Annotated in this window: 19 protein-coding genes; 14 read left to right on the top strand and 5 right to left on the bottom strand. The window is 67.1% G+C overall.

Features of this window, described 5'->3' with window-relative positions:
* Positions 1 to 233: 233 nt before the first annotated feature.
* Both ACLMAL_RS19085 and ACLMAL_RS19090 read left to right on the top strand, forming a co-directional pair.
* Positions 234 to 1,835 (top strand): PucR family transcriptional regulator, encoded by a 1,602-nt coding sequence (locus ACLMAL_RS19085; RefSeq protein ID WP_412000282.1) that lies wholly within the window; start codon positions 234 to 236, stop codon positions 1,833 to 1,835.
* Between the two features lie 285 nt (positions 1,836 to 2,120).
* Positions 2,121 to 2,300 carry a hypothetical protein gene (locus ACLMAL_RS19090; RefSeq protein WP_328403828.1) on the top strand — a complete coding sequence of 60 codons (180 nt, stop codon included), beginning with the start codon at positions 2,121 to 2,123 and terminating at the stop codon, positions 2,298 to 2,300.
* Between the two features lie 208 nt (positions 2,301 to 2,508).
* Here the strand turns inward: ACLMAL_RS19090 and ACLMAL_RS19095 are convergent, their stop codons facing one another.
* Positions 2,509 to 3,240, bottom strand: coding sequence for a hypothetical protein (locus tag ACLMAL_RS19095; protein ID WP_412000283.1), 732 nt, complete (start codon positions 3,238 to 3,240; stop codon positions 2,509 to 2,511).
* Between the two features lie 106 nt (positions 3,241 to 3,346).
* A complete protein-coding gene (yaaA, locus tag ACLMAL_RS19100) occupies positions 3,347 to 4,090 on the bottom strand; it encodes a peroxide stress protein YaaA (protein WP_412000284.1) in 744 nt (247 codons plus the stop codon).
* A gap of 135 nt (positions 4,091 to 4,225) precedes the next feature.
* Between yaaA and ACLMAL_RS19105 the strand changes: the two genes are divergently transcribed.
* Together ACLMAL_RS19105 and ACLMAL_RS19110 are read left to right on the top strand one after the other, a co-directional pair.
* Positions 4,226 to 5,983, top strand: a complete 1,758-nt coding sequence (locus tag ACLMAL_RS19105) for a proline--tRNA ligase (protein WP_412000285.1) — start codon at positions 4,226 to 4,228, stop codon at positions 5,981 to 5,983.
* Positions 5,984 to 6,409: 426 nt separating this feature from the next.
* The gene (locus ACLMAL_RS19110; RefSeq protein WP_412000286.1) at positions 6,410 to 8,161 is read left to right on the top strand and encodes an acyl-CoA dehydrogenase family protein; all 1,752 of its coding nucleotides are present in this window, start codon (positions 6,410 to 6,412) and stop codon (positions 8,159 to 8,161) included.
* A gap of 235 nt (positions 8,162 to 8,396) precedes the next feature.
* Here ACLMAL_RS19110 and ACLMAL_RS19115 read toward each other — a convergent pair whose 3' ends face one another.
* Entirely contained in the window at positions 8,397 to 8,831 is a 435-nt protein-coding gene (locus ACLMAL_RS19115) for a ferritin-like domain-containing protein (RefSeq protein ID WP_412000287.1), read from the bottom strand.
* Positions 8,828 to 9,349 (bottom strand): hypothetical protein, encoded by a 522-nt coding sequence (locus ACLMAL_RS19120; protein ID WP_412000326.1) that lies wholly within the window; start codon positions 9,347 to 9,349, stop codon positions 8,828 to 8,830. The genes ACLMAL_RS19115 and ACLMAL_RS19120 overlap by 4 nt, the downstream gene beginning before the upstream one ends.
* A gap of 297 nt (positions 9,350 to 9,646) precedes the next feature.
* Here ACLMAL_RS19120 and rimP point away from each other — a divergent pair, with 297 nt between their 5' ends.
* The 8 genes from rimP (at position 9,647) to ACLMAL_RS19160 (ending at position 18,282) form a co-directional block, all read left to right on the top strand.
* Positions 9,647 to 10,297: a ribosome maturation factor RimP gene (gene rimP, locus ACLMAL_RS19125; RefSeq protein WP_328403814.1), complete on the top strand. Its 651-nt coding sequence runs from the start codon at positions 9,647 to 9,649 to the stop codon at positions 10,295 to 10,297.
* A complete protein-coding gene (gene nusA, locus ACLMAL_RS19130; RefSeq protein ID WP_328403812.1) occupies positions 10,294 to 11,322 on the top strand; it encodes a transcription termination factor NusA in 1,029 nt (342 codons plus the stop codon). The genes rimP and nusA overlap by 4 nt, the downstream gene beginning before the upstream one ends.
* Before the next feature lie 146 nt (positions 11,323 to 11,468).
* Positions 11,469 to 11,804, top strand: a complete 336-nt coding sequence (locus ACLMAL_RS19135) for a YlxR family protein (protein ID WP_412000327.1) — start codon at positions 11,469 to 11,471, stop codon at positions 11,802 to 11,804.
* A 108-nt stretch (positions 11,805 to 11,912) separates the two neighbouring features.
* Positions 11,913 to 14,957, top strand: a complete 3,045-nt coding sequence (infB, locus tag ACLMAL_RS19140) for a translation initiation factor IF-2 (RefSeq protein WP_412000288.1) — start codon at positions 11,913 to 11,915, stop codon at positions 14,955 to 14,957.
* Between the two features lie 117 nt (positions 14,958 to 15,074).
* Positions 15,075 to 15,365 (top strand): DUF503 domain-containing protein, encoded by a 291-nt coding sequence (locus ACLMAL_RS19145; protein ID WP_328413231.1) that lies wholly within the window; start codon positions 15,075 to 15,077, stop codon positions 15,363 to 15,365.
* Positions 15,366 to 15,391: 26 nt separating this feature from the next.
* A complete protein-coding gene (gene rbfA, locus ACLMAL_RS19150; RefSeq protein WP_328403808.1) occupies positions 15,392 to 15,835 on the top strand; it encodes a 30S ribosome-binding factor RbfA in 444 nt (147 codons plus the stop codon).
* A gap of 13 nt (positions 15,836 to 15,848) precedes the next feature.
* Positions 15,849 to 16,865 (top strand): DHH family phosphoesterase, encoded by a 1,017-nt coding sequence (locus ACLMAL_RS19155; RefSeq protein ID WP_412000289.1) that lies wholly within the window; start codon positions 15,849 to 15,851, stop codon positions 16,863 to 16,865.
* Between the two features lie 49 nt (positions 16,866 to 16,914).
* Positions 16,915 to 18,282, top strand: coding sequence for an MATE family efflux transporter (locus ACLMAL_RS19160; protein ID WP_412000328.1), 1,368 nt, complete (start codon positions 16,915 to 16,917; stop codon positions 18,280 to 18,282).
* Positions 18,283 to 18,487: 205 nt separating this feature from the next.
* On the opposite strand, the gene grpE is transcribed toward ACLMAL_RS19160, so the two are convergent.
* Entirely contained in the window at positions 18,488 to 18,979 is a 492-nt protein-coding gene (gene grpE / locus ACLMAL_RS19165) for a nucleotide exchange factor GrpE (protein WP_412000290.1), read from the bottom strand.
* A 104-nt stretch (positions 18,980 to 19,083) separates the two neighbouring features.
* On the opposite strand from grpE, the gene ACLMAL_RS19170 reads away from it, so the two are divergent.
* Entirely contained in the window at positions 19,084 to 20,766 is a 1,683-nt protein-coding gene (locus ACLMAL_RS19170) for an Hsp70 family protein (RefSeq protein ID WP_412000291.1), read from the top strand.
* An 8-nt stretch (positions 20,767 to 20,774) separates the two neighbouring features.
* Positions 20,775 to 23,381 (top strand): hypothetical protein, encoded by a 2,607-nt coding sequence (locus tag ACLMAL_RS19175; RefSeq protein WP_412000292.1) that lies wholly within the window; start codon positions 20,775 to 20,777, stop codon positions 23,379 to 23,381.
* The last annotated feature ends 128 nt before the right edge of the window (positions 23,382 to 23,509 follow it).

Genomic DNA, 23,509 nt, shown 5'->3' on the forward strand with positions numbered 1-23,509 from the left:
GGTGTGTAGCTGCCTCCGGGCATCGGTGCCCTCGGCGTCATCGGCATGGATTCGGCTGTCATCCCGGCGCGCGCCGGGATCCAGAATGCGCGCGGGTTGTCGTTCCTACTCGTGCTTAGCTGGATCCCGGCATGCGCCGGATCGAAGTTGTCGAGTCTCACTCTGCCGCATGAATCGGCATCCGTGAGCCGACAATCTGTACGCGATTTGCGTTTTCGTATTACGATTCGTCGGTGTTGCTGTCTGTTGCGGATGTCTTGGCCATGCCGGTGGTGCGTGCGGGGGATCCGCAGGTCGTCGGTGGGGGATCGCTGGATCGTCCGGTGCGGTGGGTCCATGTCAGCGATCTGCCGGAGGTCGCCGAGCTGCTGGTCGGCGGCGAGCTGATTCTGACCACCGGACCGGCCTTGAGCGGCAGTGACGCGGCGACGGTCGACTATCTGTCGGCGTTGGCGGGAGCGGGCGTGTCCGGTCTGGTCGTCGAGCTCGGCGACGCCGTGCCCGCCCTGGCCCCAGTGGTCGCGACCACCGCCGACGCGCTCGGACTGCCGGTGATCGCACTGCACCGGATTACCAGGTTCGTCGAGATCACCGAGGCGGTGCACCGGGTGATCGTGGCCGATCAATACGCCGAACTGGAGTTCGCGAGGACGGTGCACGAGACCTTCACCGAACTCAGTGTTCGGCGCGCCTCGATGGCGGAGATCGTCAAGACTGCCGCGGGCATGCTCGACTGCTCAGTGGTGCTCGAAGACCTTTCCCATCGGGTGCTCGCACTGACCGCGCGGCACACCACCACCTCGGCGATCCTGGAGAACTGGGAGACCACCTCGCGCATGCTGCCCGAAGGCTGGGATGTGGTGGCGGTCGGTCCGCACACTCAGCGGTGGGGCAGGCTGATCCTGCGCTCCAGCCGGGTGCCGACCCCACGGGCGCGCATGGTGCTCGAGCGCGCCGCCCAAACCCTGACCCTGCATCGGATGATCGACAAGGATCGCTTCGGATTGCACCGGCAGGCGCAGACCGGTCTCATCGACGACCTGGTCAACGGCAGGGTGCTCGACGAGCGTGACGCGCAGGCCAGGGCCGCGGCGCTGGGTCTGCTTGCGCGCCGGGCGAATTACGTGCCGCTCGCGATGGATGTTGCCGCGCTGGACGAAACCGATCAGGTCGCCAGGCAGCGCCGCAGCGTGGGCGTGCTCGACGCGGTGACGCACGGCCTCGGATTGACGAAAGCCGCCGCGCTGACCGCGGCGGATCACGGCGATCGCGTCAGCATGATCCTCGCGGTCCCGCGTACCGCCGACCTCGACGAGGTGCTGCACGGGATCTGTCTGGCGATCACGGCCGAAGTGCGCCGCGTCGACGGTGTGCAGCGAGTGGTCGTCGGCGTTGGCGCGGAATCGGAATCACTGCTGGACACCGCGCGCGAACTGGCCCACGCCATGCATGTCGCCGAGGTTGCGCTATCGCTGGAAACGTCCGCGCCGCGGCCTTTCTATCGCGGCGGGGACGTTCGGTTGCGCGGCCTGCTTTCCCTCATCCGCAACGAGCCCGGCGTGCAGAGCTTCGCCGAAACCGAGCTGAGTGCGCTGCTGCGCTACGACATTCGGCATGCGGCCGACCTGACCCGCACGTTGCGGCAATTCCTCGATGTGGCGGGCAACAAAACCGAACTCGCACGCAGACTCAACATCAGCAGGCCGACGCTCTACGACCGGCTGGCGCGCATCGAGCGCATCCTCGACGTCGATCTCGAGGACGGTGAGTCCCGCACCTCGCTGCACGCCGCTCTGCTCATTCGAGATCTGACCGCGAACGCCGACAAACTGTAAGCCGACGCCGCTGGCGCCGCTCTCATCGCAAGAACCGTGATGAAAGTCACATTGCTCGACTGGTTATTTCGTGAGCCGCGGGACATTTTCTTTGATCCCACCACGCGTTCTTTGGGTCAACGGGCCCTTTTGACTCATGTGGTATCGCTATGCCTTGGGGCGTGGAAGAGCTTCGCCCTCGCTGGAGCGGTCTTGTGGAAGTCCTGGCATCGGCGGACCATCGTAGAAGTAGCCATCACCGGGTCGGGAGTCTCATCATCGTCACCTAGCTAAGGAAACGTTGAAATGACCACGAAGATTGCTTCGACGCTCGCCGCGATTGCCATCACCTTGCTTGTCGGCACAGCTGCAGCTCCCGCTGCCTCTGCCGAACCGGTAACACCGGCACCGACTCCTGCGCTGGGTTCGGTGGCCTTCTGCTTCAACATCCCGCTGGGCGTCTTCAGTTTCAGCATCTGTATCTGACGCCTGCCGAGCGGACCGAGTCGCGGTTGGTCGAGCGGGTCGTTACTTCGCTCGCGGACACAGGCTCACGTCCATTGTCGGCATCGGTGCGGTTCGCAACCTGGGTCCATGCAGACCGAGGTAGAGCGCGAACTACGCGCGCCGGCGGTCACACAGCGGTCGCCGGCGCGCGGGGAGAGCCCGGAGGGCAAGGTCGGGCTCTCAGCAGTCAGTCATCGATCAGCAGGTCGCGGATCTTCCTCTCGTAGGAGTCGATCGCCGACAACACGATCGGCAGGTCGTGGTAGTCGCCTCTGGCCTCATCGAGGAATCTGCGCAGGTCCTCGCTGTCGTGCTGGCCACCGTAGTCCGTCGGGTACCGCTGTGCGGCGTGTGCAGGCGAGGCCCAGACCAGGCCACGGGCGGCAAGGAGATCGTTGATGGCGCGCAGCTTCCCGGCCGGTACGGATAATTCCGACGGATGGTCCCGATAGATCTCCAACGCGGTGGGCGAATCCGGGAATGCGTTCGCGAATCGGTCGGCAGTGGCTGCGGCGGTCACGGCATCCCAAATCGGTTGGGCGACCAGTGCCAGCAGGATCGGCGACCCGTCGAATATCGCGGCTGCGACCGGTTCGTCATCGATGTCGAGGCAGTTGCGTTCGAAGCACCAGAGCAGTTCGTCGATTTCGGTAGGCGGAGATTCGCGGTCGAATTCGGTCGCGTCGGCGTCGAGGACCAGCCTGCCGTCGTTCAGGCGGTTGAGGAAGTACCGCAGCAGCACGTCGGTGCCGAGGTCTTCGATAACTCCGTCGACCGCTCCCGACCGGTCGTAGTTGCCCGCAATCCCCAGTGAAATCGGTTGGTACACATCGCCATTGCGGCGGATCAACACCGCTGTCGCACCGATGCCGTCCAGGCCGATACCGGTGACCATGCACCGGCAGTCGTAGAAACCCATCGCGGCAGCCTAGGTTCAGCGCACTGCGAGTGGATCCGGAGGAATGCCCAGGGGATGGAAGCCTGCACAACACTGCCATTGTGTCGGCGAGTCTGCGTGGCCCGCCTCAGGTGATGATCAAAAGCTCTGTAGGGGAGGAGATTTCGGTCTTCAGGCCCGACTTGGTCGCGATACGTGCGACTGCGCGGATGTCGGTGGGGTCGGCACGGGTGAGGACCAGAGCCCTGGCGAGCAGACCCTTGTGGTGCTTGTTGAAATGGCTCACCACGGTCCGGGTGCCGTCGGGGTGTTCGGTGAGGACGTTGGCGGTGATCGCGCCGGGGACCCGCCCCAACTGCTGGTAGCTGCCCGAGCGGAGATCGATGACCAGCTCACCTGTGGCTTCGGCGTGCAGCGCGTCGGGAAGCGCGTCGCGCCATATCGCCGAAAGGGTGGGCAGGCCGGGGAGTTTGGAGCCACCGGAAAGGCGGTAGGCGGGGATCGCGTCGGTGGCGCGGATGGCGCCGAACAATGCGGAACCGATGGCGAGCCTGGCGTCGGCCTTGGCCCGCTGCGTCTTGGTGAAGGCGCGGGCGTCGAGAGCGTCGTAGAGGACGCCGGTGTAGCGCTCCAGCGCAGGCCGGGTCGGGGAGGTACACAGGCTCGCATTGCGGGCGATCTCGACGTCGGCTCCCCTGCCGAGACCGAGGACAACGCGGGCGTGGTCGGGGTCGGCCGCCAACTTGACCACCTCGTGGATCAGGCGGTCGCGTACCGGTGTGAGCTGCGGCATCGCCAACGATGTCAGGTCGAGGGGCGCGTCACAACCACCGTCGGACTTGGTTTCGGAGGGAGGCAGCAGCACCAGCACGAGCGGATACGGTACCGGCGTGCTCGGTCGGGGCTCGGAGGCGGTAGCCGGGGCAACTACGCAGCGCCCCCGATCAGGCCGAATTAGACCAATGCCTTGCAGGCATCGCCCGGCCAGCGACTACCCTGTCGTTCCGTGATCACCCGCCTCTCCCGCCTGTTCCTGCGTACCCTGCGCGACGATCCCGCCGACGCCGAGGTGCCCAGCCACAAACTCCTCGTCCGCGCCGGATACGTGCGCCGCGTCGCCCCGGGTGTGTACTCGTGGCTGCCGCTGGGCCTGCGGGTGCTGCGCCGGGTCGAGAATGTCGTCCGGGAAGAGATGGACGCCATCGGCGCCCAGGAGATCTCGCTGCCCGCACTGCTGCCGCGCGAGCCGTACGAGACCACCAACCGGTGGACCGAATACGGTCCCGGCCTGTTCCGGCTGCAGGACCGCAAGGGCGCCGACTATCTGCTCGGCCCGACCCACGAGGAGCTGTTCGCGCTCACTGTGAAGGGCGAATACAACTCGTACAAGGATCTTCCGGTCACGTTGTATCAGATCCAGACCAAGTACCGTGACGAGGAACGTCCCCGCGCGGGCATCCTGCGTGGGCGCGAGTTCGTCATGAAGGACTCCTACTCCTTCGACCTGGACGAGGACGGGCTGAAGCGCAGTTACCAGGCGCACCGCGATGCCTATCGCCGTATCTTCGAGCGGCTCCGCGTCGACTACGTAATCGTGGCCGCGACCTCGGGTGCCATGGGCGGCAGCGCGTCGGAGGAGTTCTTGGCCGAGAGCCCGGTCGGTGAGGACACCTATGTGCGCTGCGTCGAGTCCGGGTACGCGGCCAACGTGGAGGCCGTGGTCACGCCCGCGCCCGCGGCGATCCCGCTGGAAGGGCTGCGCGCGGCTGTTGTGCACGACACCCCCGACACCCCGACCATTGCGACGCTGGTCGGTTGGGCCAATGGCGCAGGCATCGCGGAGAGCTACGGTCGTCCGGTCACCGCGGCCGACACCCTGAAGAACATCATGGTGAAGCTGCGCCATCCGGACGGCAAGACCGAAATCGTCGGGATCGGCATCCCCGGTGACCGTGAGGTGGACGACAAGCGCCTCGGCGCGTCTGTCGAACCCGCCGAGGTGGAATTGCTCACCGAGGCCGATTTCGCCGCCAATGACTTCCTGGTCAAGGGGTACATCGGACCGAAGGCGTTGCTGGACAACGGTGTTCGCTACCTGGTCGACCCGCGAGTGGTGACCGGCACCGCATGGATCACCGGCGCCGACGCGCCTGGCAAGCATGTGGTCGGCTTGGTCGCCGGCCGCGACTTCACCCCGGACGGCACCATCGAGGCCGCTGAGGTGCGCGACGGCGACCCCTCACCCGACGGGGCGGGCCCGCTGGTTTCGGCGCGCGGCATCGAGATCGGACACATCTTCCAGCTCGGCACCAAGTACACCGACGCGTTCGACGTCGATGTACTCGGTGAGAACGGCAAGCCGGTCCGGCTCACCATGGGCTCTTACGGTGTCGGGGTGTCCAGGATGGTGGCTGTCATCGCGGAGCAGCAGCACGACGACAAGGGTCTGCGCTGGCCGCGCGAGGTCGCTCCGTTCGACGTGCACGTGGTGATCGCCAACAAGGACGAGTCCGCTCGCGACGGCGGCGAACAGGTTGCCGCACAACTGGATGCGGCGGGCCTCGAGGTCGTCCTCGACGATCGCAAGGCCTCGCCCGGTGTGAAATTCAAGGATTCCGAGCTGATCGGTGTGCCGCTGATCGTGGTGGTCGGCCGCGGCTGGGCCGAGGGCAAGGTCGAGATCCGCGACCGGTTCACCGGCGAATCCATCGAGGTACCAGCGGAATCGGTGGTGGATTCGGTGCTCGCGCAGGTCCGCGGCTGACGGTGACTCAGTCCGTCACGTCGAGTGACGGTTGCTCAGGGGGCGGCGCTGCGAACGACGCCCCATTCGGTGGGTTTACCTAGCCCCCGACATCTGGACCAGGAAGTAGACAGCCCCGGCGGCTGCGGCAAACGCTGATGCATACAGCGGCCCAGTCGACCGGGGCTTCCTGGTGCTTGCGCATAAGACCCACACCTCCCCTCTGGGCGCGGGATGGGAACAAAGCCACGGCCCCTCGAACGGAGGTGCCGCCGACTTTGCCGACCATCGAGGTGTCTTCGTGTGACTGTAGGTCCTGCCGCGCCGGATGTATTGGACCGTGGTGCGGAAAGCGCGTCCGACCTACGGTTCCGTAGGGAAGATTCGCCGGGCCGACTATGGTGGACCCCCTCCGGGCTGCTGTTACTCGCTGGTAAGTTAACCGACATGACGAGCATCGACGCGTTGTTGTTCAACCCCGCCACCTACGACCCACAGCAGTTCGACGCCGAGACGCGGCGACTGTTGAAGGCCACCATCGAGTGGTTCGAATCGCGGGGCAAGCGACAGCTGCTCACCGATGACGCGGATGCGGTGTGGGTGTCGGAGTTTCTCGAGTTCGCCAAGAAGGAAAAGCTGTTCGCGACCTTCCTGACGCCCGCCGCCTATGCCGACGGCGACGCGAACCGGCGCTGGGACGCGGCCCGCAATGCGGCGCTCTCGGAGATCTTCGGGTTCTACGGTCTCGCGTACTGGTACGCCGAGCAGGTCACCATCCTCGGCCTCGGCCCGATCTGGCAGAGCGACAACGAGGCCGCCAAGAAGCGGGCCGCCGCCGACCTCGCCGACGGCCAGGTGATGGCGTTCGGTCTGTCCGAGCGCGACCACGGCGCCGACATCTACAACACCGACCTGGTGCTGACGCCGACCGAACCCGGCAGCGCCGACGCCGAAGCGGGAATCCTGTTCCGCGCCAACGGCACCAAGTACTACATCGGCAACGGCAACGTCGCCAGCATGGTGTCGGTGTTCTCACGCCGCTCCGACATCGAGGGCGCCGAGGGCTACGTGTGGTTCGCCGCCGACAGCCGCCACGACGACTACGAGCTGATCGACAACGTCATCCACGGCCAGCTCTACGTCAGCACCTTCGCGCTGCACAACTACCCGGTGACCGCCGAGGACATCCTCTCCACCGGTCCCGAAGCCTTCTCCGCGGCGCTGAACACCGTCAACGTCGGCAAGTTCAATCTCTGTCATGGCAGCATCGGCATGGTCGAGCATTCGTTCTACGAGGCGATCACCCACTCGAACAACCGCATCCTCTACGGCAACCCGGTCACCGACTTCCCGCATGTTCGGACGAACTTCGTCGATGCCTACGCCCGCATCACCGCGATGAAGCTGTTCAGCGACCGGGCCGTCGACTACTTCCGCACCGCCAGCCTCGAAGACCGCCGCTACCTGCTGTTCAACCCGATGACGAAGTCCAAGGTGACCTCCGAGGGCGAGACCGTCATGACGCTGCTGCTGGATGTGCTCGCCGCCAAGGGTTTCGAGAAGAACACCTACTTCGCCCAGGTCGCCCGCTACATCGGCACCCTGCCCCGGCTCGAGGGCACCGTGCATGTCAATGTCGGCCAGATCCTGAAGTTCATGCCGAACTACCTGTTCAACCCGAAGGAGTACCCGGAGGTCGGCACCCGCCTCGACGCGGCCGACGACGAGTTCTTCTTCCGGCAGGGCCCGGCGCGCGGTGCGGGCAAGGTGCAGTTCGCCGACTGGACCCCCGTCTACGACAAGCACACCGATGTCGCGAACGTGGCCCGCTTCTACGAGCAGGCCCAGGCCCTGCGCACCCTGCTGACCACGGCCGCCCCCGACGCCGACCAGCAGAAGGACCTGGACTTCATGCTGACCATCGGCCACCTGTTCTCCCTGGTGGTCTACGGCCAGCTGATCCTGGAGCAGGCCGCGATCACCGGCCTCGACCGCGATGTGCTCGACCAGATCTTCGACTTCCAGATCCGCGACTTCAACACCTACGCCACCACCCTCTACGGCAAGCCCACCGCTACTGCCGCACAGCAGGCGTGGGCCGTCGGCGCACTGCGCACCCCGCTCGCGGACCGTGAGCGTTTCGACCGCGTCTGGAACCAGGTCGCCTCCTACGACGGCGCGTACACGATGCGCCCGTAGTCACCGCAATTCGATGGGATCGGCCGACCTCAGAGGGGGTCGGCCGATCCCGTTCTACCCCTGCGCGGGCGTACCGTGGCCGCGGCCGTTATCGCGACACTGGACCACTTGCGGGTACCCGCAAACAAGTCGGATCCCCAAAGCACATGGCTGTCTGTGCTGCCCACCGAGCGTCAGCGGTCGGCGCCGGTCGCACGCGTCGGCGTGCGCTGTGGGCGGGACCGACCGACGGACGTCAAGCCATGCCCGGAAAGGCGACCGTCGGCGGGGCGGCGCCGAGGATCGCCTGCCAAGTGGCTTGGCGCAGAGCCGTTTCGGTGAGCGCTTCGATGCCCATCCGGCGGACGAGTTCGGTGTCGGCGCGTTCGACCACGGAGCGCCAGGCGACCGCGCAGTCGGTTTCCACGGTGACGGCGAGGTTGGCCGCGGGGATCGGGTCGTCGACCGGGAACGGGGTCGTGTAGGCGGCATCCGGTGGTGGTGCGGTGGTGCCCGCCGCGGTCAGGGTCTCGACGGTGCTGTCGCGGCGGGCACGGTGCGCGGCGGTGTATTGGGTGACGAGCCGGTCGCGTTCGGTGGAGGCGTAGGCGTCGATCACGCCGTAGGCGTATACCGCCGCGTATTCGGCGTTCAACGCGTCGATCAGGGCAAGGCGCTCGGCGTCGGTCATGTCAGCAGCACTCCCGCCTCGGTTGCGCAGGCCGCGCTGATGGAGGCCAACAGCCCTGCCCGATAACCCGATAGGGTGCGCGCGAGATCGCCGGCGGACTGTTGGGACGCGGCGAGACGATCACGTAACTGATCGATCGTCGGAGGTGTGACGGGTGGTACGGCCGCACCCGACGCCGCCGGTGCCGATCCCGTGTCGGCCGGGGTGTCCATCGAACGGGTGCGATGCGTCGGGGTGGTGCCGTCGCCGAAGACCCCGATCACCCGGTTGATCTCGGCCCGCAAGGCATCGGCGTGCGCGGTGCGTTCGCTCGCGATCGTGGTCAGCGCGGCGTGCCGCTGCGGCGTCAGCGCGATCGCCGCGGTCGCTGCTACGGCGTCGGCGCGGGCCAGAACCTCTTGTGCGGCAAGCGGATCCGGCTCATAGATCGTGTCGTCGGCGCAACCGACCGCCGCGCCGAGCGTCAGCGCGCCGACCGTGCCGCCACCGGCGATGCGCAACGCGGTGCGCCGGTCCACCGTCACGCGGTGACCGACCGACAAGCGGTCCGCGCAACCATGCCGGTCGATGGCGATGCCGGAGGTACACCCGGCGCGCGGCGGGGCATGATGGCGGATGGGCACGGCACCATCGTGCCAGATTCACGCGGTCTCTCCGACCACCCGTCGACCGGCCTGTTCGCCGGAGACCGACCGCCGCATACACAGGAAACTTGCCTCAGGCCGCTGGTCCTTTACACTCTCGTGGCGCGTTACGCTAGACCTCCGGTAGAGAATTTTCCCGCCACGTCACAACTGAACCAGGAGTCGCCCCACATGCCGATGCCGACCGAGGAAAGGCTGAGCCAGCTGGTTGCTGGACTCGTCGAACGCCGAGGATTCGACCTCGAGGGCGTCGAGATTTCGACGGCCGGCAAGCACGCGGAAGCGCAGGCTCGGGTGAAGGTGATCGTGGACAGCGACGACGCCGCGGATCTGGACACCATTGCGGAACTCAGCAGGGAGCTCTCCGAGCATCTCGACGAGGCAGGCGATTTCGGCGAGACGGAGTATCTGCTGGAAGTCACCACACCCGGCATCGATCGCCCGCTCACCGCCGACCGGCACTGGCGTCGCGCCCGTGGGCGTAAAGTGCGGATCTCGCTACGACCCGGGGTGCCCGCCCCTGATTCGGGTGGATCGGACAAGTTCGAAGCCAGGGTCGGTGCGCTCACCGACGGCACGGTGGCGCTGGTGCTCGGCGGCAAACGCAACCCGCATCGGGTCAGCGTCGCGCTCGCCGACATCGCCGAAGCCGTCGTCCAGGTCGAGTTCTCGCCGCCCGGTGCGGGTGAGCTCGAGCTTGCGGGTGGAGTCGCGCCCGGCCGTCCGCGGCCGGGACAGGAAGAAGAAGTTCTAGGAACGACCGATGCATTGTCCGAATCAATAACAGCGTCCGATTCGCCGACCGAAGGGATCGTGGAATGAACATCGAAATCGAAGCCCTGCGCGCGATTGTCGCCGACAAGGGGATCTCGATCGAGACCGTGATCTCCGCGATCGAGTCGGCATTGCTCACCGCCTACCGGCACACCGAGGGCCACCAGCCCAACGCGCGCATCGACATCAACCAGAAGACCGGCGTCGTGCGGGTGATGGCCATGGAGGTCGACGCCGACGGCAACATGATTTCCGAATGGGACGACACCCCAGAGGGATTCGGCCGGATCGCCGCGACCACCGCACGCCAGGTGGTGTTGCAGCGACTGCGCGATGCGGAGAACGAGAAGTCCTTCGGCGAGTTCGCCACCCATGAGGGCGACATCGTCGGCGGCGTCGTGCAGCGCGACGCGCGCGCCAACGCTCGCGGCACCATCGTGGTGCGCATCGGTAGCGAGATGCACGGGACCGAGGGCTTGATCCCGCCCGCCGAGCAGGTGCCCGGCGAAACCTACGAGCACGGCGACCGGATCAAGTGCTACGTCGTCGGCGTCTCGCGCGGCCCGCGTGGCCCGCAGATCACGCTGTCGCGGACGCACCCGAATCTGGTGCGCCGGCTGTTCGCGCTCGAGGTTCCCGAGATCGCCGACGGCTCGGTGGAGATCGTCGCGGTCGCTCGTGAGGCCGGGCACCGCTCCAAGATCGCGGTGCGCACCACCGTGCCGGGAGTCAACGCCAAGGGCGCCTGTATCGGCCCGATGGGGCAGCGGGTGCGCAACGTGATGAGCGAGCTGGCAGGCGAGAAGATCGACATCATCGATTACGCGGAGGACCCGGCGACTTTCGTCGGCAATGCGCTCTCGCCGTCCAAAGTGGTATCGGTCACCATCGTCGATGCGGAGGCGCGCGCTGCGCGGGTCGTGGTGCCGGACTTCCAGCTCTCGCTCGCGATCGGCAAGGAGGGGCAGAATGCCCGCCTGGCGGCCCGCTTGACCGGCTGGCGCATCGATATCCGCAGCGACGCGGCCCCTGACATGGGCGGCAGTGTGCGAACGGAAGCGCATCGAAGTTGACCGACACCGCTCGCGGTGAGCCGCGTATGGGCCCGATACCGGATGCTTCGGATGACATGTTGGTAACTTCCGCGGGGGCGGGGTTCGGTGATCTGACCGGGGCAGCGGTAGAGTGGTCTCAGGTTCAACGCGAGCCTTCGGTTTCCTTGCCCGACCGCACCAGCCAGCAGCCAACAACGCCCCAGCGTCCGGCAGCTCCGGTGCGGACTTGCATCGGATGCCGGAAGCGCGAGTTGACCGTCGACCTGTTGCGGATCGTGGCGCGGGAATGTGAGACCGGCACAAATGGTTCTCATGCTTTTGCGGTCGTTCCCGATCCGCAGCGCAGACTTCCCGGACGGGGTGCCTGGTTGCACCCCGTTTCGGTTTGTTTGACCGCAGCAGAGCGACGCCGAGCATTCGGCAGAGCACTACGAGTGTCCGGACATCTGGATATCTCAGCCCTGGAGAAGTACCTCGAGAACAGGCACGAGCACTCATGAGCACACCGTGAAGCACCAACGATGAACGTCCATCGGAGATAACCCGAGGTCGTGCGGGCCCGCCTTCCCTAGGCGGAGGCACTGCTCGACCTCTCAGTGAGGAGAGCAGTGGCAGGCAAAGCCCGCGTGCACGAGTTGGCCAAAGAACTCGGTGTCACAAGCAAAGAACTACTCGCAAAGCTCAAGGAGCAGGGCGAGTTCGTGAAGTCGGCGTCCTCGACGGTGGAAGCACCCGTCGCACGTCGGCTGCGCGAGTCGGTGGCGGCGAAGTCCGCACCGGCCAATGGAGCAGCCAAGTCCGAGGCGCGGCCCGGATCGGCGTCGACGGCCCGTCCGGCCGCCAAGCCCACCCCGGGTGGGCCGCGTCCAGGTCCACGTACTCCGGCTCCGGCTCCGGCAGCCACCCCCGCGGCTCCGGCCGCACGGGAAACCGCTGAGCCCGTCGCCCGGCCCGCCGAGCGCGTCGCCGACGCGGTGCGCCCCGGTCCGGCCGTGAAGCCGGCTCCCGCGGCCCCGGTCGCGCGCGAATCGGCGCCGGTTCAGGACGCCGCACAGTCGGCTCCCGCGGCGAAGGCCGCTCCGGCTCCGGCCGGTCCGCGCCCGACCCCAGGTGGTCCGCGGCCCGGTCAGCCGCAGCAACAGCGCCCCGGCGCCCCCGCGCAGGGCTCGGGCCCGCGCCCCGGTGGTCCCGCGGGCGGTCCGAAGCCAGGCCCCAAGACCCCTCGGGTCGGCAACAATCCGTATTCATCGGCTCCCGAGCGTGAGCGCCCCGCGCCGCGTCCTGCCCCCGGCCAAGGCGGTCCGCGCCCGGGTCCCGGGCACGGTCCGCGTCCCGGCGCACCCGCGCAGGGCGGCGCGCGTCCGGCTCCCGGTCAGGGCGGTCCCCGTCCGGCCGCTGGTCAGGGTGGTCCCCGTCCGGGTGGACCGCGGCCGAGCCCCGGCTCGATGCCGCCGCGCCCGAATCCCGGTGCCATGCCTGCTCGTTCGGCCCGTCCGGGTCCGGGCGGCGGCGCGGGTGCCGGTCGTCCTGGCGGTCCCGGCGGTCGTCCGGGTGGACCCGGCGGTCGTCCCGGTGGCGGTGGCGGTGGCGGTGGCTACCGCGGCGGTCCCGGTGGCGGTGGCGGTGGCGGCACGGGTGCGCCCGGTGCCGGTGCGGGTGCTCCCGCGGCGGGCGGTTTCCGTGGTCGTCCCGGTGGCGGCGGTGGTCGTCCCGGCGGACCCGGTGGCCGTGGTGGCGCAGCCGGTGCCTTCGGTCGTCCCGGCGGCGCGGTCCGTCGTGGCCGCAAGTCGAAGCGGGCGAAGCGCGCCGAGTACGAGAACATGCAGGCGCCCGCGGTCGGCGGCGTGCGGCTGCCGCGCGGCAACGGCGAGATCATCCGTCTCGCCCGCGGCGCATCGCTGTCGGACTTCGCGGAGAAGATCGACGCCAACCCGGCCTCCCTGGTCCAGGCGCTGTTCAACCTCGGCGAAATGGTCACCGCTACCCAGTCGGTGAACGACGAGACCCTCGAGCTGCTCGGCAGCGAGATGAACTACGTCGTGCACGTCGTCAGCCCGGAGGACGAGGATCGCGAGCTGCTCGAAAGCTTCGACCTCACCTACGGCGAGGACGAGGGTGGCGAGGAAGACCTGCAGATCAGGCCGCCGGTGGTGACCGTCATGGGTCACGTCGACCACGGTAAGACCCGACTGCTCGACACGATCCGTAAGGCCAACGTCCGTGAGGGCGAGGCCGGTGGCATCACCCAGCACATCGGCGCCTACCAGGTGCTGACGCACGTCAACGACGAAGACCGACTGATCACCTTCATCGACACCCCGGGTCACGAGGCGTTCACCGCCATGCGTGCCCGTGGTGCGAAGGCCACCGACATCGCGATCCTGGTGGTCGCGGCCGACGACGGCGTCATGCCGCAGACGGTGGAAGCGATCAACCATGCGCAAGCGGCCGACGTGCCGATCGTGGTGGCGGTCAACAAGATCGACAAGGAAGGCGCGAACCCGGACAAGATCCGGCAGCAGCTGACCGAATACGGTCTGGTGACCGAGGAGTACGGCGGCGACACCATGTTCGTCGACATCTCCGCCAAGCAGGGCACCAACATCGAGGCGCTGCTGGAAGCGGTCGTGCTGACCGCGGACGCATCGCTGGACCTGCGGGCCAACCCGGACATGGACGCCCAGGGTGTCGCCATCGAGGCGCACCTCGACCGCGGCCGTGGTCCGGTGGCAACCGTGCTCATCCAGCGCGGCACGCTGCGTGTCGGCGACTCGATCGTGGCGGGCGACGCCTACGGTCGCGTCCGTCGCATGGTCGACGAGCACGGCGAGGATGTTGTTGCGGCGCTGCCGTCGCGACCGGTCCAGGTCATCGGCTTCACGTCGGTGCCGGGCGCCGGTGACAACCTCCTGGTTGTCGACGAGGACCGCATCGCACGTCAGATCGCCGATCGCCGCAATGCGCGTAAGCGCAACGCACTGGCCGCTCGCAGCCGCAAGCGGATCAGCCTGGAAGATCTGGATGCCGCACTGAAGGAGACTTCGGAGCTGAACCTGATCCTGAAGGGCGACAACTCCGGTACCGTCGAGGCCCTCGAAGAGGCGCTGCTCGGTATCCAGGTGGACGACGAGGTGCGTCTGCGGGTCATCGACCGTGGTGTCGGTGGTGTCACCGAGACCAACGTCAACCTGGCGTCGGCGTCGAACGCGATCATCATCGGGTTCAATGTCCGTGCAGAGGGCAAGGCGACCGAGTTGGCCAACCGCGAAGGCGTGGACATCCGGTACTACTCGGTGATCTACCAGGCCATCGATGAGATCGAGAAGGCCCTCAAGGGCATGCTCAAGCCGATCTACGAAGAGGTCGAGCTGGGTCGCGCCGAGATCCGCGCGATCTTCCGGTCCTCCAAGATCGGTAACATCGCCGGCTGCATGGTCACCTCCGGGTCGGTCAAGCGCAATGCGAAGGCCAGGCTGCTGCGTGACAACGTGGTGGTCGCCGAGACGATGACGATCTCCTCCCTGAAGCGTGAGAAGGATGACGCCGCCGAGGTCCGCGAGGGTTTCGAATGCGGTATGACCGTCACCTACTCCGACATCAAGGAAGGCGACATCATCGAGGCCTACGAGCTGCGCGAGAAGCCGCGCGACTGATAGCCGCAACAGCGTCGCGCCCGCCCGTCACCCCGGCGAAAGCCGGGGCTCGGGTGGGCGCGACCTGACGGCGCTATCGTCTCGATACTGAAGAATCTCGACACTGAAGAGGTGTGCGTGTACCTCGGTGCACTGGAGTTCGACATCCTGCTCGGTGACGTGCATTCACTGAAGGAGAAGCGTTCGGTGATCCGGCCGGTCCTGGCCGAGTTGCAACGCTTCGGGGTGAGTGCCGCCGAAGGCGGGGAACACGATCGGCATCGCCGGTCGTTGCTGGGAGTCGCCATGGTCAGTTCCGGAATGGATCATCTGACCGAGGTGCTCGACAAATGTGAGCGGCACGTTGCCGCCCGTCCGGAGTTAGAGTTGCTGGCAGTGCGCCGCAGGATCTTCGGACCCGAAGACTGACGTTTTATTGTGAGGAGGGTTCAGCCATGGTGGATCAAGCCAGGGCACGCCGACTCGCCAAGCGGATTTCCGCGATCGTGGCGACCGCGATCGAGTACGAGGTGAAGGATCCGCGCCTGAATTTCGTGACCATCACCGACGCCAAGGTCTCCCCGGATCTGCGGGACGCCAAGGTGTACTACACGGTGCTGGGCGAAAGCTTGGACGTCGAACCCGATTACGAGGGTGCGGCCATGGGCCTGGAGAAGGCGAAGGGCGTGCTGCGTTCGAAGGTGGGCGCAGGCACCGGCGTGAAGTTCACCCCGACGCTGGCCTTTGTGCTCGACAAGGTGCCCGAGGTGGCTGCGGACATGGAGGCATTGCTGGCCAAGGCCAGAGCTGCCGACGAAGCGGTGGCGAAGGTGGCGGCCACCGCTACCCACGCAGGCGAGTCCGATCCGTACAAGGTCGAACGCGACACCGACGAGTGACATGCGGTAGGCGATGACGACGATGCCCGAAGCAGTCGGTCTCGACGCGGCGGATCTCGATGCGGCCGTCGCGGCATTGGCGGCCGCACGCTCGGTCACCATCCTGTGCCACGTGCAGCCTGATGCCGATACCATCGGCAGTGGGCTGGCATTGGCGTTGATACTGCATCGTCGCGGCATTCCGGTGTGGGTGTCGTTCGCCGAACCGGCCGATTTGCCCGTTTCGATGCGGTCGTTGCCAGGCGCGCATCATTTGGTCGCGCCGGAGCAGGTACCGCGTGAGGTGGACCTGCTGGTGGCCGTGGACTGCGGCAGCGCGGGCAGGCTCGGCGCTTTGGCCGACCGATTGTCCGGTGCCGCAACAACACTGGTGCTCGATCATCACCGATCCAACACCAGGTTCGGGACGGTCAATGTGGTCGATCCGAACGCGGAGTCGACGACCAGCGTGCTCGTCCGGTTGCTCGACGCGTGGCAAGTGCCGATCGATCCCGAAGTGGCGCACTGCCTTTACGCAGGGCTTGTCACCGACACCGGCTCGTTCCGCTGGGTTCGGCCCGGCACCCACCGTTTGGCCGAGCGACTGCTGGCCACCGGTATCGACGGTGCGGAGATTTCCCGCACGCTGATGGACACCCACCCGTTCAATTGGCTGCCGATGCTGTCGCGCGTCCTGGGCTCCGCGCAGTTGGTGCCCTCGGCGAATGGCGGCACGGGCCTGGTGTACGCGTTCGTGCGTCGCGCCGATGTGGCCGAGGTCAGCTCGGAAGAAGCGGAGAGTGTCGTCGACATCGTCCGCACCACCGCCGAAGCGGGCGTTGCCGCGGTCTTCAAGGAGTCACGCACCATCCAGGAGCGCTGGACCGTGTCGCTGCGTTCCCGCGACACCACACCCGGCGGCGCCGACGGCGTCGACGTGGCCGCGATAGCAACTGCCTTGGGTGGCGGCGGACATCGCTTCGCTGCCGGTTACACCACCAACGGCACGCCCGAATCCATTGTCGCGGCACTGCTGGCCGCTCTCGGGTGAGCGGGTGAGTACTGAGGACCTCGGCGGGGGCGCTGGGCACGAGTCCATCGTGGTTGCCGCGCCGCCGGAGCGTGCTGATCCGGCGGCGAATGCCGGGCCGAGGCGGATTCTCGGACTTGCGGTGCCGACGTTGGGAGTGCTCGTCGCCGAACCGATCTATCTGCTGTTCGACCTGGCGGTGGTCGGGCGGCTCGGGGCGTTGGCGCTGGCTGGGCTTGCAGTCGGGGGATTGATTCTGGCTCAGGCGAGTTCGCAGCTGACCTTTTTGTCCTACGGCACCACCGCGCGCGCTGCCCGCAGGCATGGTGCGGGGGATGAGCGCGGTGCGGTGGCCGAGGGCGTGCAGGCGACGTGGATCGCCGTCGTATTGGGGGCGCTGATCGTCTTTGCGGTGCAGCTGTTCGCGATTCCGCTGACGAATGTGATCGCAGGCGGTGGGGGTATCGCGGCTGAGGCTCTGCTCTGGGTGCGGATCGCGTTGTTCGGTGTCCCGCTGATCCTGATTTCGATGGCGGGCAACGGGTGGCTGCGTGGGGTACAGCAGACCCGTCGACCGTTGTTGTTCGTGGTTGCCGGGCTGTCGGTTTCAGGTGTGCTGTGCCCGGTACTGGTGCACGGGCTGCTCGGTGCACCACGCCTCGAGCTGCCAGGATCCGCTGTGGCCAATGTTGCCGGGCAGGCCGTGACGGCCGTGTTGTTCCTCAGTGCTCTGGTGCGTGAACGGATTTCGCTCGCTCCGCACTGGTCGGTTATGCGTGCGCAGTTGGTGCTCGGTCGCGACCTGATCGTCCGCAGTCTTGCCTTCCAAGCCTGTTTCGTCTCGGCGGCCGCCGTCGCCGCCCGATTCGGTGCTGCCTCCGTCGCCGCCCACCAATTGGTCCTGCAACTCTGGAATTTCCTTGCCTTGACGCTGGATTCGCTCGCGATCGCCGCGCAAACCCTGGTCGGAGCCGCGCTCGGTGCAGGCGACGCGCAGGGCGCAGGCAGCCTGGCACGTCGCATCACTCGCTGGTCGGAGCTCTTCGCATTGATCTTGGCGGCGTTCTTCGCCGCGGGCGTCGTCGTGATGCCGAAACTTTTCACCGACGACCCCGCCGTGTTGGACCGCACACACGTCGCGTGGTGGTTCTTCGTCGCCATCATCCCGGTCGCAGGCATCGTCTTCGCGCTCGACGGCGTCCTGCTCGGCGCGGGCGACGCGGCCTACCTGCGGACCACCACCCTCGGCGCAGCACTGCTCGGCTTCCTCCCCGCGATTTGGCTATCGCTTGCCTTCGACTGGGGTCTAGCCGGGATCTGGTCCGGCCTTGTCGGATTCATGCTGCTGCGGTTGATCGCCGTGGCCTGGCGGGCGGAGTCGGGCCGATGGGCGCAGGTCGGCATGGAAATTCCCGGACGGGGCCGCGCAGCGGCCTGAGCCTGCAAGAATCGTCGGTGTCGAGCTCAGCTCTCCGCAGTGTGCTGAGCAGAGCTCAACGCGCCCGGCGGGCGTACCCGGCTCAGCCTTCCGCAACTCGGGTATCGGACGGCCGGCTTCCACCGTGGTTCACTGGCAGTGGATGCGTTGTCGGAGTAATCCCTCGGATGGCAGACACGGCGAGCTGCCCGATCGGCTGCGTCGGTCAGCGCTCGACGTAGCGTCGGACGACCACCGTTGCGGGGCGAATGGAGCGGCCGGAGACGGTGAGGCCGGGTTGGATCAGACCATCGACGGTGCGATCCGCGGCCGGGTCGTCGGTTGGCGTGACGTCGGACGCCTCCATGGTGAGCGCGTCGAAGGGTGAGTTGGGTCGGGGTGTGACGAGGGATCCGCCGCGGCCGACGATGAGGCGCTCGACGCGAGTGGCCATGGCGTCGAAGGCATCACGTTCGCGGGGGGACTGCGCGGTGGCGGCGCAGGCGGCGGTGTCGGCGTACAGGGCGAACAGTTCGACGACCAAGGGAAGATCGGCTCCCGCGCGGTCCCGATCGGCACGTGCCTTCGCTGTATCGACCATGCGCTCGATCGTCGCGGCCTGGCGGGCGATCACGCGGGACAGGTCCTCGATGCGCTCGGCGAGTTGATCGATCGTGGTCTTCGGATCTTCGATCGACCGGGCGGCTGGTTCCGTCATATTCGCACCATAACCGGACGTGATCAATCGGGTTGGGCGCCAGCCGGATTCGGCGGTGTTCGCGGCTGGGAACCGGTCGGATCCGGCTGCTACCATCGCGTCTCATGGGGGTTTACGGCATCGACCTGGGCACCACGAACTCGGCCATCGCGCGCATCGACGCCGACGGCCGCCCCGAAATCATGGTCGGGATGACCGGTGACTCGACGGTTCCCTCGGTGGTGCTGTTCGCCTCCGCGAACGATCATCTCGTCGGTGAAGGCGCCCGGCGGCAGGCCCGGCTGGATCCGGAACATGTGTGCGCGTTGGTCAAACGCCGCATGGGCGACAGCGAGTGGCGGTTCGCGGCGCACGGGAAGACCTGGTCGGCGCCCGCGGTATCGGCGCTGATCTTGAAAAGCCTTGCCTCCGACGCTGAATTCGGTGGTGGCGAGCCGGTCAAACGTGCCGTCATCACTGTCCCCGCGTATTTCGGTGACGAGGAGCGTCGCGCGACGATCCAGGCGGGCACCTATGCCGGTCTCGATGTTGCCGGTGTGCTGTCGGAGCCGATCGCCGCGGCGCTGTCCTATGGGTTCGGCCGCCTCGACGGCAGTATGGATGTCGATAAGCACCCGGCGCGCGAGACCGTGCTCGTCTACGACCTCGGCGGTGGCACGTTCGACGCCACTGTCATCGAGCTCGCCGATCGCCGTATCTCGGTGCTCGCGGTCGAGGGCGACCATCAGCTCGGCGGTGCCGATTGGGACGAGCGGATCGCCCTGTATCTGTCGCAGCAATTCTGCGCGGCCAATCCGGATGCCGAAGACCCGCTGGACGATTCGGCGGGATCGCAGATGCTGGTGCTGGCCGCCGAACGGGCCAAACGTGAGTTGACCGACGCCGACCACACCGATGTGGTGGTCGCCCACGACGGTGCAAGGGCCGTCATCTCGCTGACCCGCGACGACGTCGAGACCATGACCGCTTCACTGATGCAGCGCACGATAGATCTCACCCGCGACTGCTTGGCCGCGGCGAGTAAGCGCGGCGTCTCGTCCGTCGACCGCTTGCTGCTGGTCGGCGGTTCGTCCCGAATGCCCATGGTGGAGCGTGACCTTCAACGGGAGCTGGGGCTGGCCGGTGAACTGCGCGATCCCGATCTTTCGGTGGCACGCGGCGCCGCGCTGTACGGGGAGAAGCTCGAGATGGAGCGGCTGATCATCGCCGACCTGGTGACCAGGGGCCGGCTCCGCGACGGAGCGGGCATCCAGGATGCGTCGCAACAGGATCTGGACAATGCGATCGGGCGGGTCGCCGCGTCGTTCGGGCAGCCGGTGAGCCTGGTGCGCCGGATGCTGGAAATTCAGGTCGACACGGTCGTCTCGCGCGGATTCGGTCTGCTCGCGCTGGACCACCGGTATGGGTTGGCGGCGACCTGGCTGGTCAACCGGAATCAGACGTTGCCGGTTCGAGTACGGCGGTCCTTCGGCACGGTCCGCCCCGACCAGGACGAGATCGCCCTGACCGTGGTCGAGCAGCAGGGGCAAGCCGCGTCGATGCGGCCGGAGGACACGAAAGTACTGATAGAGGGACGCATTCGGGGGATTCCGCCCGGGTATCCCGAAGGCAGCGAGGTGCGGGTGACCTTCGAAATGGGTTTCGACGGCGTGCTGCACGTGACGGCCCATCACATCGACGCCGACATTCCGTTGGTCCTAGCTACTCAGACCGGGGCGACATTGTCACAAGCCGACGTGGAGCGTGAGCTGGATCAGGTCCAGCGCTCGCGTCGGCGCAGTAGCTGAGTCACCTCATGGAGGCATTCAACCCGAACGACTATCGCAAGCGTGTGCTCGCCGGCGTCGAGCGCAGAGGCGGCATCGAGCACTCGGATCCGTTCGAGCTCTACGACATTCCGCTGGCGGAAGCAGACACGCTGAGCGATGCCGAGGTGGCCGCACGGGTCGCCGAGGTGTGGGGTTTCTGGCAGCGTCAGCGCGATCATCCGAAGTACCGGGTGCTGGTGGGGCTGCTTGTCGAGGCGCACTCCATTTTGTCGGGGCTGGTGCTCGAGGCGGGAACGCGGCGGGCCGAGGCGGCGCGGGTGCGCGAGCGTCGTGCCCAGCGCGACGCGGATCGATACGAGATGCTCGATACCGCGATATCCCGCTTGGTGCAGCGCTACGGCGGCGTACCGGCCGGAAAAGTCGAGGGGCTGACCGAGATCGGCGCGATGGGCGGGCTCAGTGCCGCCGAGGTTGCGACTCGGATGCGCAGGCACCGAGTCATCGCCGACGCCGAACCCGCCGCTCCCAGCGTGCTCACCGACCAGCGCAGACGGCAGATCCGCCAACTGCTCGCTGAATGGGAGCGGCTGCTGGAGGGACCGCCGACACCGACCTTGTTCGCCCTGCTCCGAGTGGAATCCACGAACGCGGGCCGGACTCGCGAGATTCGGCTGCGTGCCGAGGCATTGCGCGCCCGGTCTCGGGAACTGCCGCCGGGGCGGGTTCGAGTGGTGTTGGATGAACTGCTGATTCATGTTCACGACGTGCTCGAGTCCGGTGACGCTGCCATGGCGGAATACCTGCGCGCGGTGGCCGGGGATGTCGCCACCGAGCTTCGCCCGAAGGTCAGGGCCGCGGTGCTCGTCGAAGACGAGCTCGTCGGTACGGACTTCCAGTATCTCCTCGACGAGGCTGTCGCGTTGGGGCTCGACCGCGCCGGCGCCACTCGGCTGCTTACCGGACTCGCCGCGGAACTCGGTGCTTCCGTGGAGGATTCGTCGCACGGCGTGCCACCCCGAACACCTACGTCGTCCGATACATCGCTGCCGAGGACCGCGCCGCATGGCACGACCGCACCCCGACCGCGAACAGCATCGACGTCGAGTACGTCGCCGACCCGATCGGGAACGCCGGTGCCTCGGCAATGGGAGGCGCCGTTGAAGGCGGCACGCGCGGCGTTGCGAGCCGGCCGTCCGAGCGAAGCGGCGCGTCAGGTCGCCGAGGCACGTCGGCTCCTCGGCGCCGATGATGACGGCCTGACACCCATCAGGTCGGTCGCCGACGAAGTGGATCGAGTGCTCGCGGCGGCCGCAGCGCAATGGCACAGCGCGAGCGCGGCTTGCGCGGCGAAGCGATACGTCGAGGCCGTGCCGCACCTGGAGTCCTTGCAGCGCACCGCCTCCGACATGCCGCCCCCACAGCAGGGTCGTACCCTTGACGAACTACTTGCCGAAGCACGGGCGGCGATCGCCGAAGCGGACCGGCTCGTTGCCGTAGCACAGGCGGGGCCCGCCGAGACCCTGCTGCGCGGTCTGGTCGACGCCAAAGCTATCTGCGCCGACCATGAAGGCGCAGCAGCCGCGCTCGCGCAGGCGCCTGTCGAGGCGCCGGCCCGTGTCGAGGCCACCCGCACCGCGACCGGATCGGTCCTGGTGGTCTGGTCACCATCATCGACTGCCACAGTCGATTACCGAGTGACCCGCCTGCAACCGGACGGCTCCTGGCGCGTAGTCGGCCGCACCCGAGCCACCGAACTCGAAGACGGTGGCGCACCCGCAGGCCGGCTGCCCGTCTACGCGGTAGCCGCCGCAGTCGCCGGGAAGTACTCGGAGATCGCCCGATCCGACACCGCACCCACCCTGCATCCCGGAGCTGAGTCACCGAAACCACTTGGTGAGCAACAACTCTCACTATCCGATCCTGCGCTAAACGATTCGATACCGGCGTCGACCAATCCCGAGGTCCGTCCCATGCCCGCGCAGGGCGATCCTGGCGATTCGTCGGGTGCCGCTGTGCCATCGTCCGACGATGCTGGGCCCGCCACGGGCGATGACCGGCATTCGCCTCGTGATTACGGCTATTCGAGGGGTGATGGTGAGTTCTCGGCGGAGAGTCGTGGAAATGTGCAGAGTCATGGTGCGACCTCGCCGGTCCCGCCGGAGCGTTTGCAGGGTCGTCCGCAGGGCGATGGCGGTGGCTCGTCCGGCGAGCATGTGTCCTCGCTGGCCGAACGCGAGTATCCGCTGGCCGATCGGGGGCGCTCCGACGGCGATCGTGTACCGGCACAAGATGATCCCGCGTACCGGCACGATGATCCCGCTCCCAGCGGGATCCCCACTGTCACAGGCTTGGCCGCGCAAAACGGCCTACTGGTGTTCACCTGGCCGAGTGGCGTCACCGAAGTAATGGTCGTGATCCGTGCCGACGAGCCGCCGAGCACCCCGGACGACTCGTGCGCCCGTGCATGGAAGGTCACCAATATGCGCTACGAGATCGACGGCGGTGTCCGCATCCCCGAGAGCATCGACCGCCCATGCCACATCGCGATCGCGTCATGCCGTCGCGAAGCAACGGGAAAGCTTACTGTTGCAACAGGTTTCGCAGACACAGCCCGAATCCACTGGGAATGCTAGCCGGCTTCTCGTAACTGGCGATCGGAGGTCGTTGCTCACGATCACATTGCCTCGCCGAAGTCCGCAGCCCGGTCGAGCCGCAAACCTGCCGACTCGGCTCATCTTCAGTGACAATCCCGCCGCCGAGC

This window comes from Nocardia sp. CWNU-33, assembly GCF_046764895.1.
Classification (GTDB): domain Bacteria; phylum Actinomycetota; class Actinomycetes; order Mycobacteriales; family Mycobacteriaceae; genus Nocardia.

Bases quoted from the DNA above. Each gene is read 5' to 3' on its own strand.
- ACLMAL_RS19090 (WP_328403828.1), top strand. From the start codon at position 2,121: ATGACCACGAAGATTGCTTCGACGCTCGCCGCGATTGCCATCACCTTG.
- ACLMAL_RS19095 (WP_412000283.1), bottom strand. From the start codon at position 3,240: ATGGGTTTCTACGACTGCCGGTGCATGGTCACCGGTATCGGCCTGGAC.
- ACLMAL_RS19110 (WP_412000286.1), top strand. From the start codon at position 6,410: ATGACGAGCATCGACGCGTTGTTGTTCAACCCCGCCACCTACGACCCA.
- ACLMAL_RS19115 (WP_412000287.1), bottom strand. From the start codon at position 8,831: ATGACCGACGCCGAGCGCCTTGCCCTGATCGACGCGTTGAACGCCGAA.
- rimP (WP_328403814.1), top strand. From the start codon at position 9,647: ATGCCGATGCCGACCGAGGAAAGGCTGAGCCAGCTGGTTGCTGGACTC.
- nusA (WP_328403812.1), top strand. From the start codon at position 10,294: ATGAACATCGAAATCGAAGCCCTGCGCGCGATTGTCGCCGACAAGGGG.
- rbfA (WP_328403808.1), top strand. From the start codon at position 15,392: ATGGTGGATCAAGCCAGGGCACGCCGACTCGCCAAGCGGATTTCCGCG.
- ACLMAL_RS19155 (WP_412000289.1), top strand. From the start codon at position 15,849: ATGACGACGATGCCCGAAGCAGTCGGTCTCGACGCGGCGGATCTCGAT.
- grpE (WP_412000290.1), bottom strand. From the start codon at position 18,979: ATGACGGAACCAGCCGCCCGGTCGATCGAAGATCCGAAGACCACGATC.
- ACLMAL_RS19170 (WP_412000291.1), top strand. From the start codon at position 19,084: ATGGGGGTTTACGGCATCGACCTGGGCACCACGAACTCGGCCATCGCG.
- ACLMAL_RS19175 (WP_412000292.1), top strand. From the start codon at position 20,775: ATGGAGGCATTCAACCCGAACGACTATCGCAAGCGTGTGCTCGCCGGC.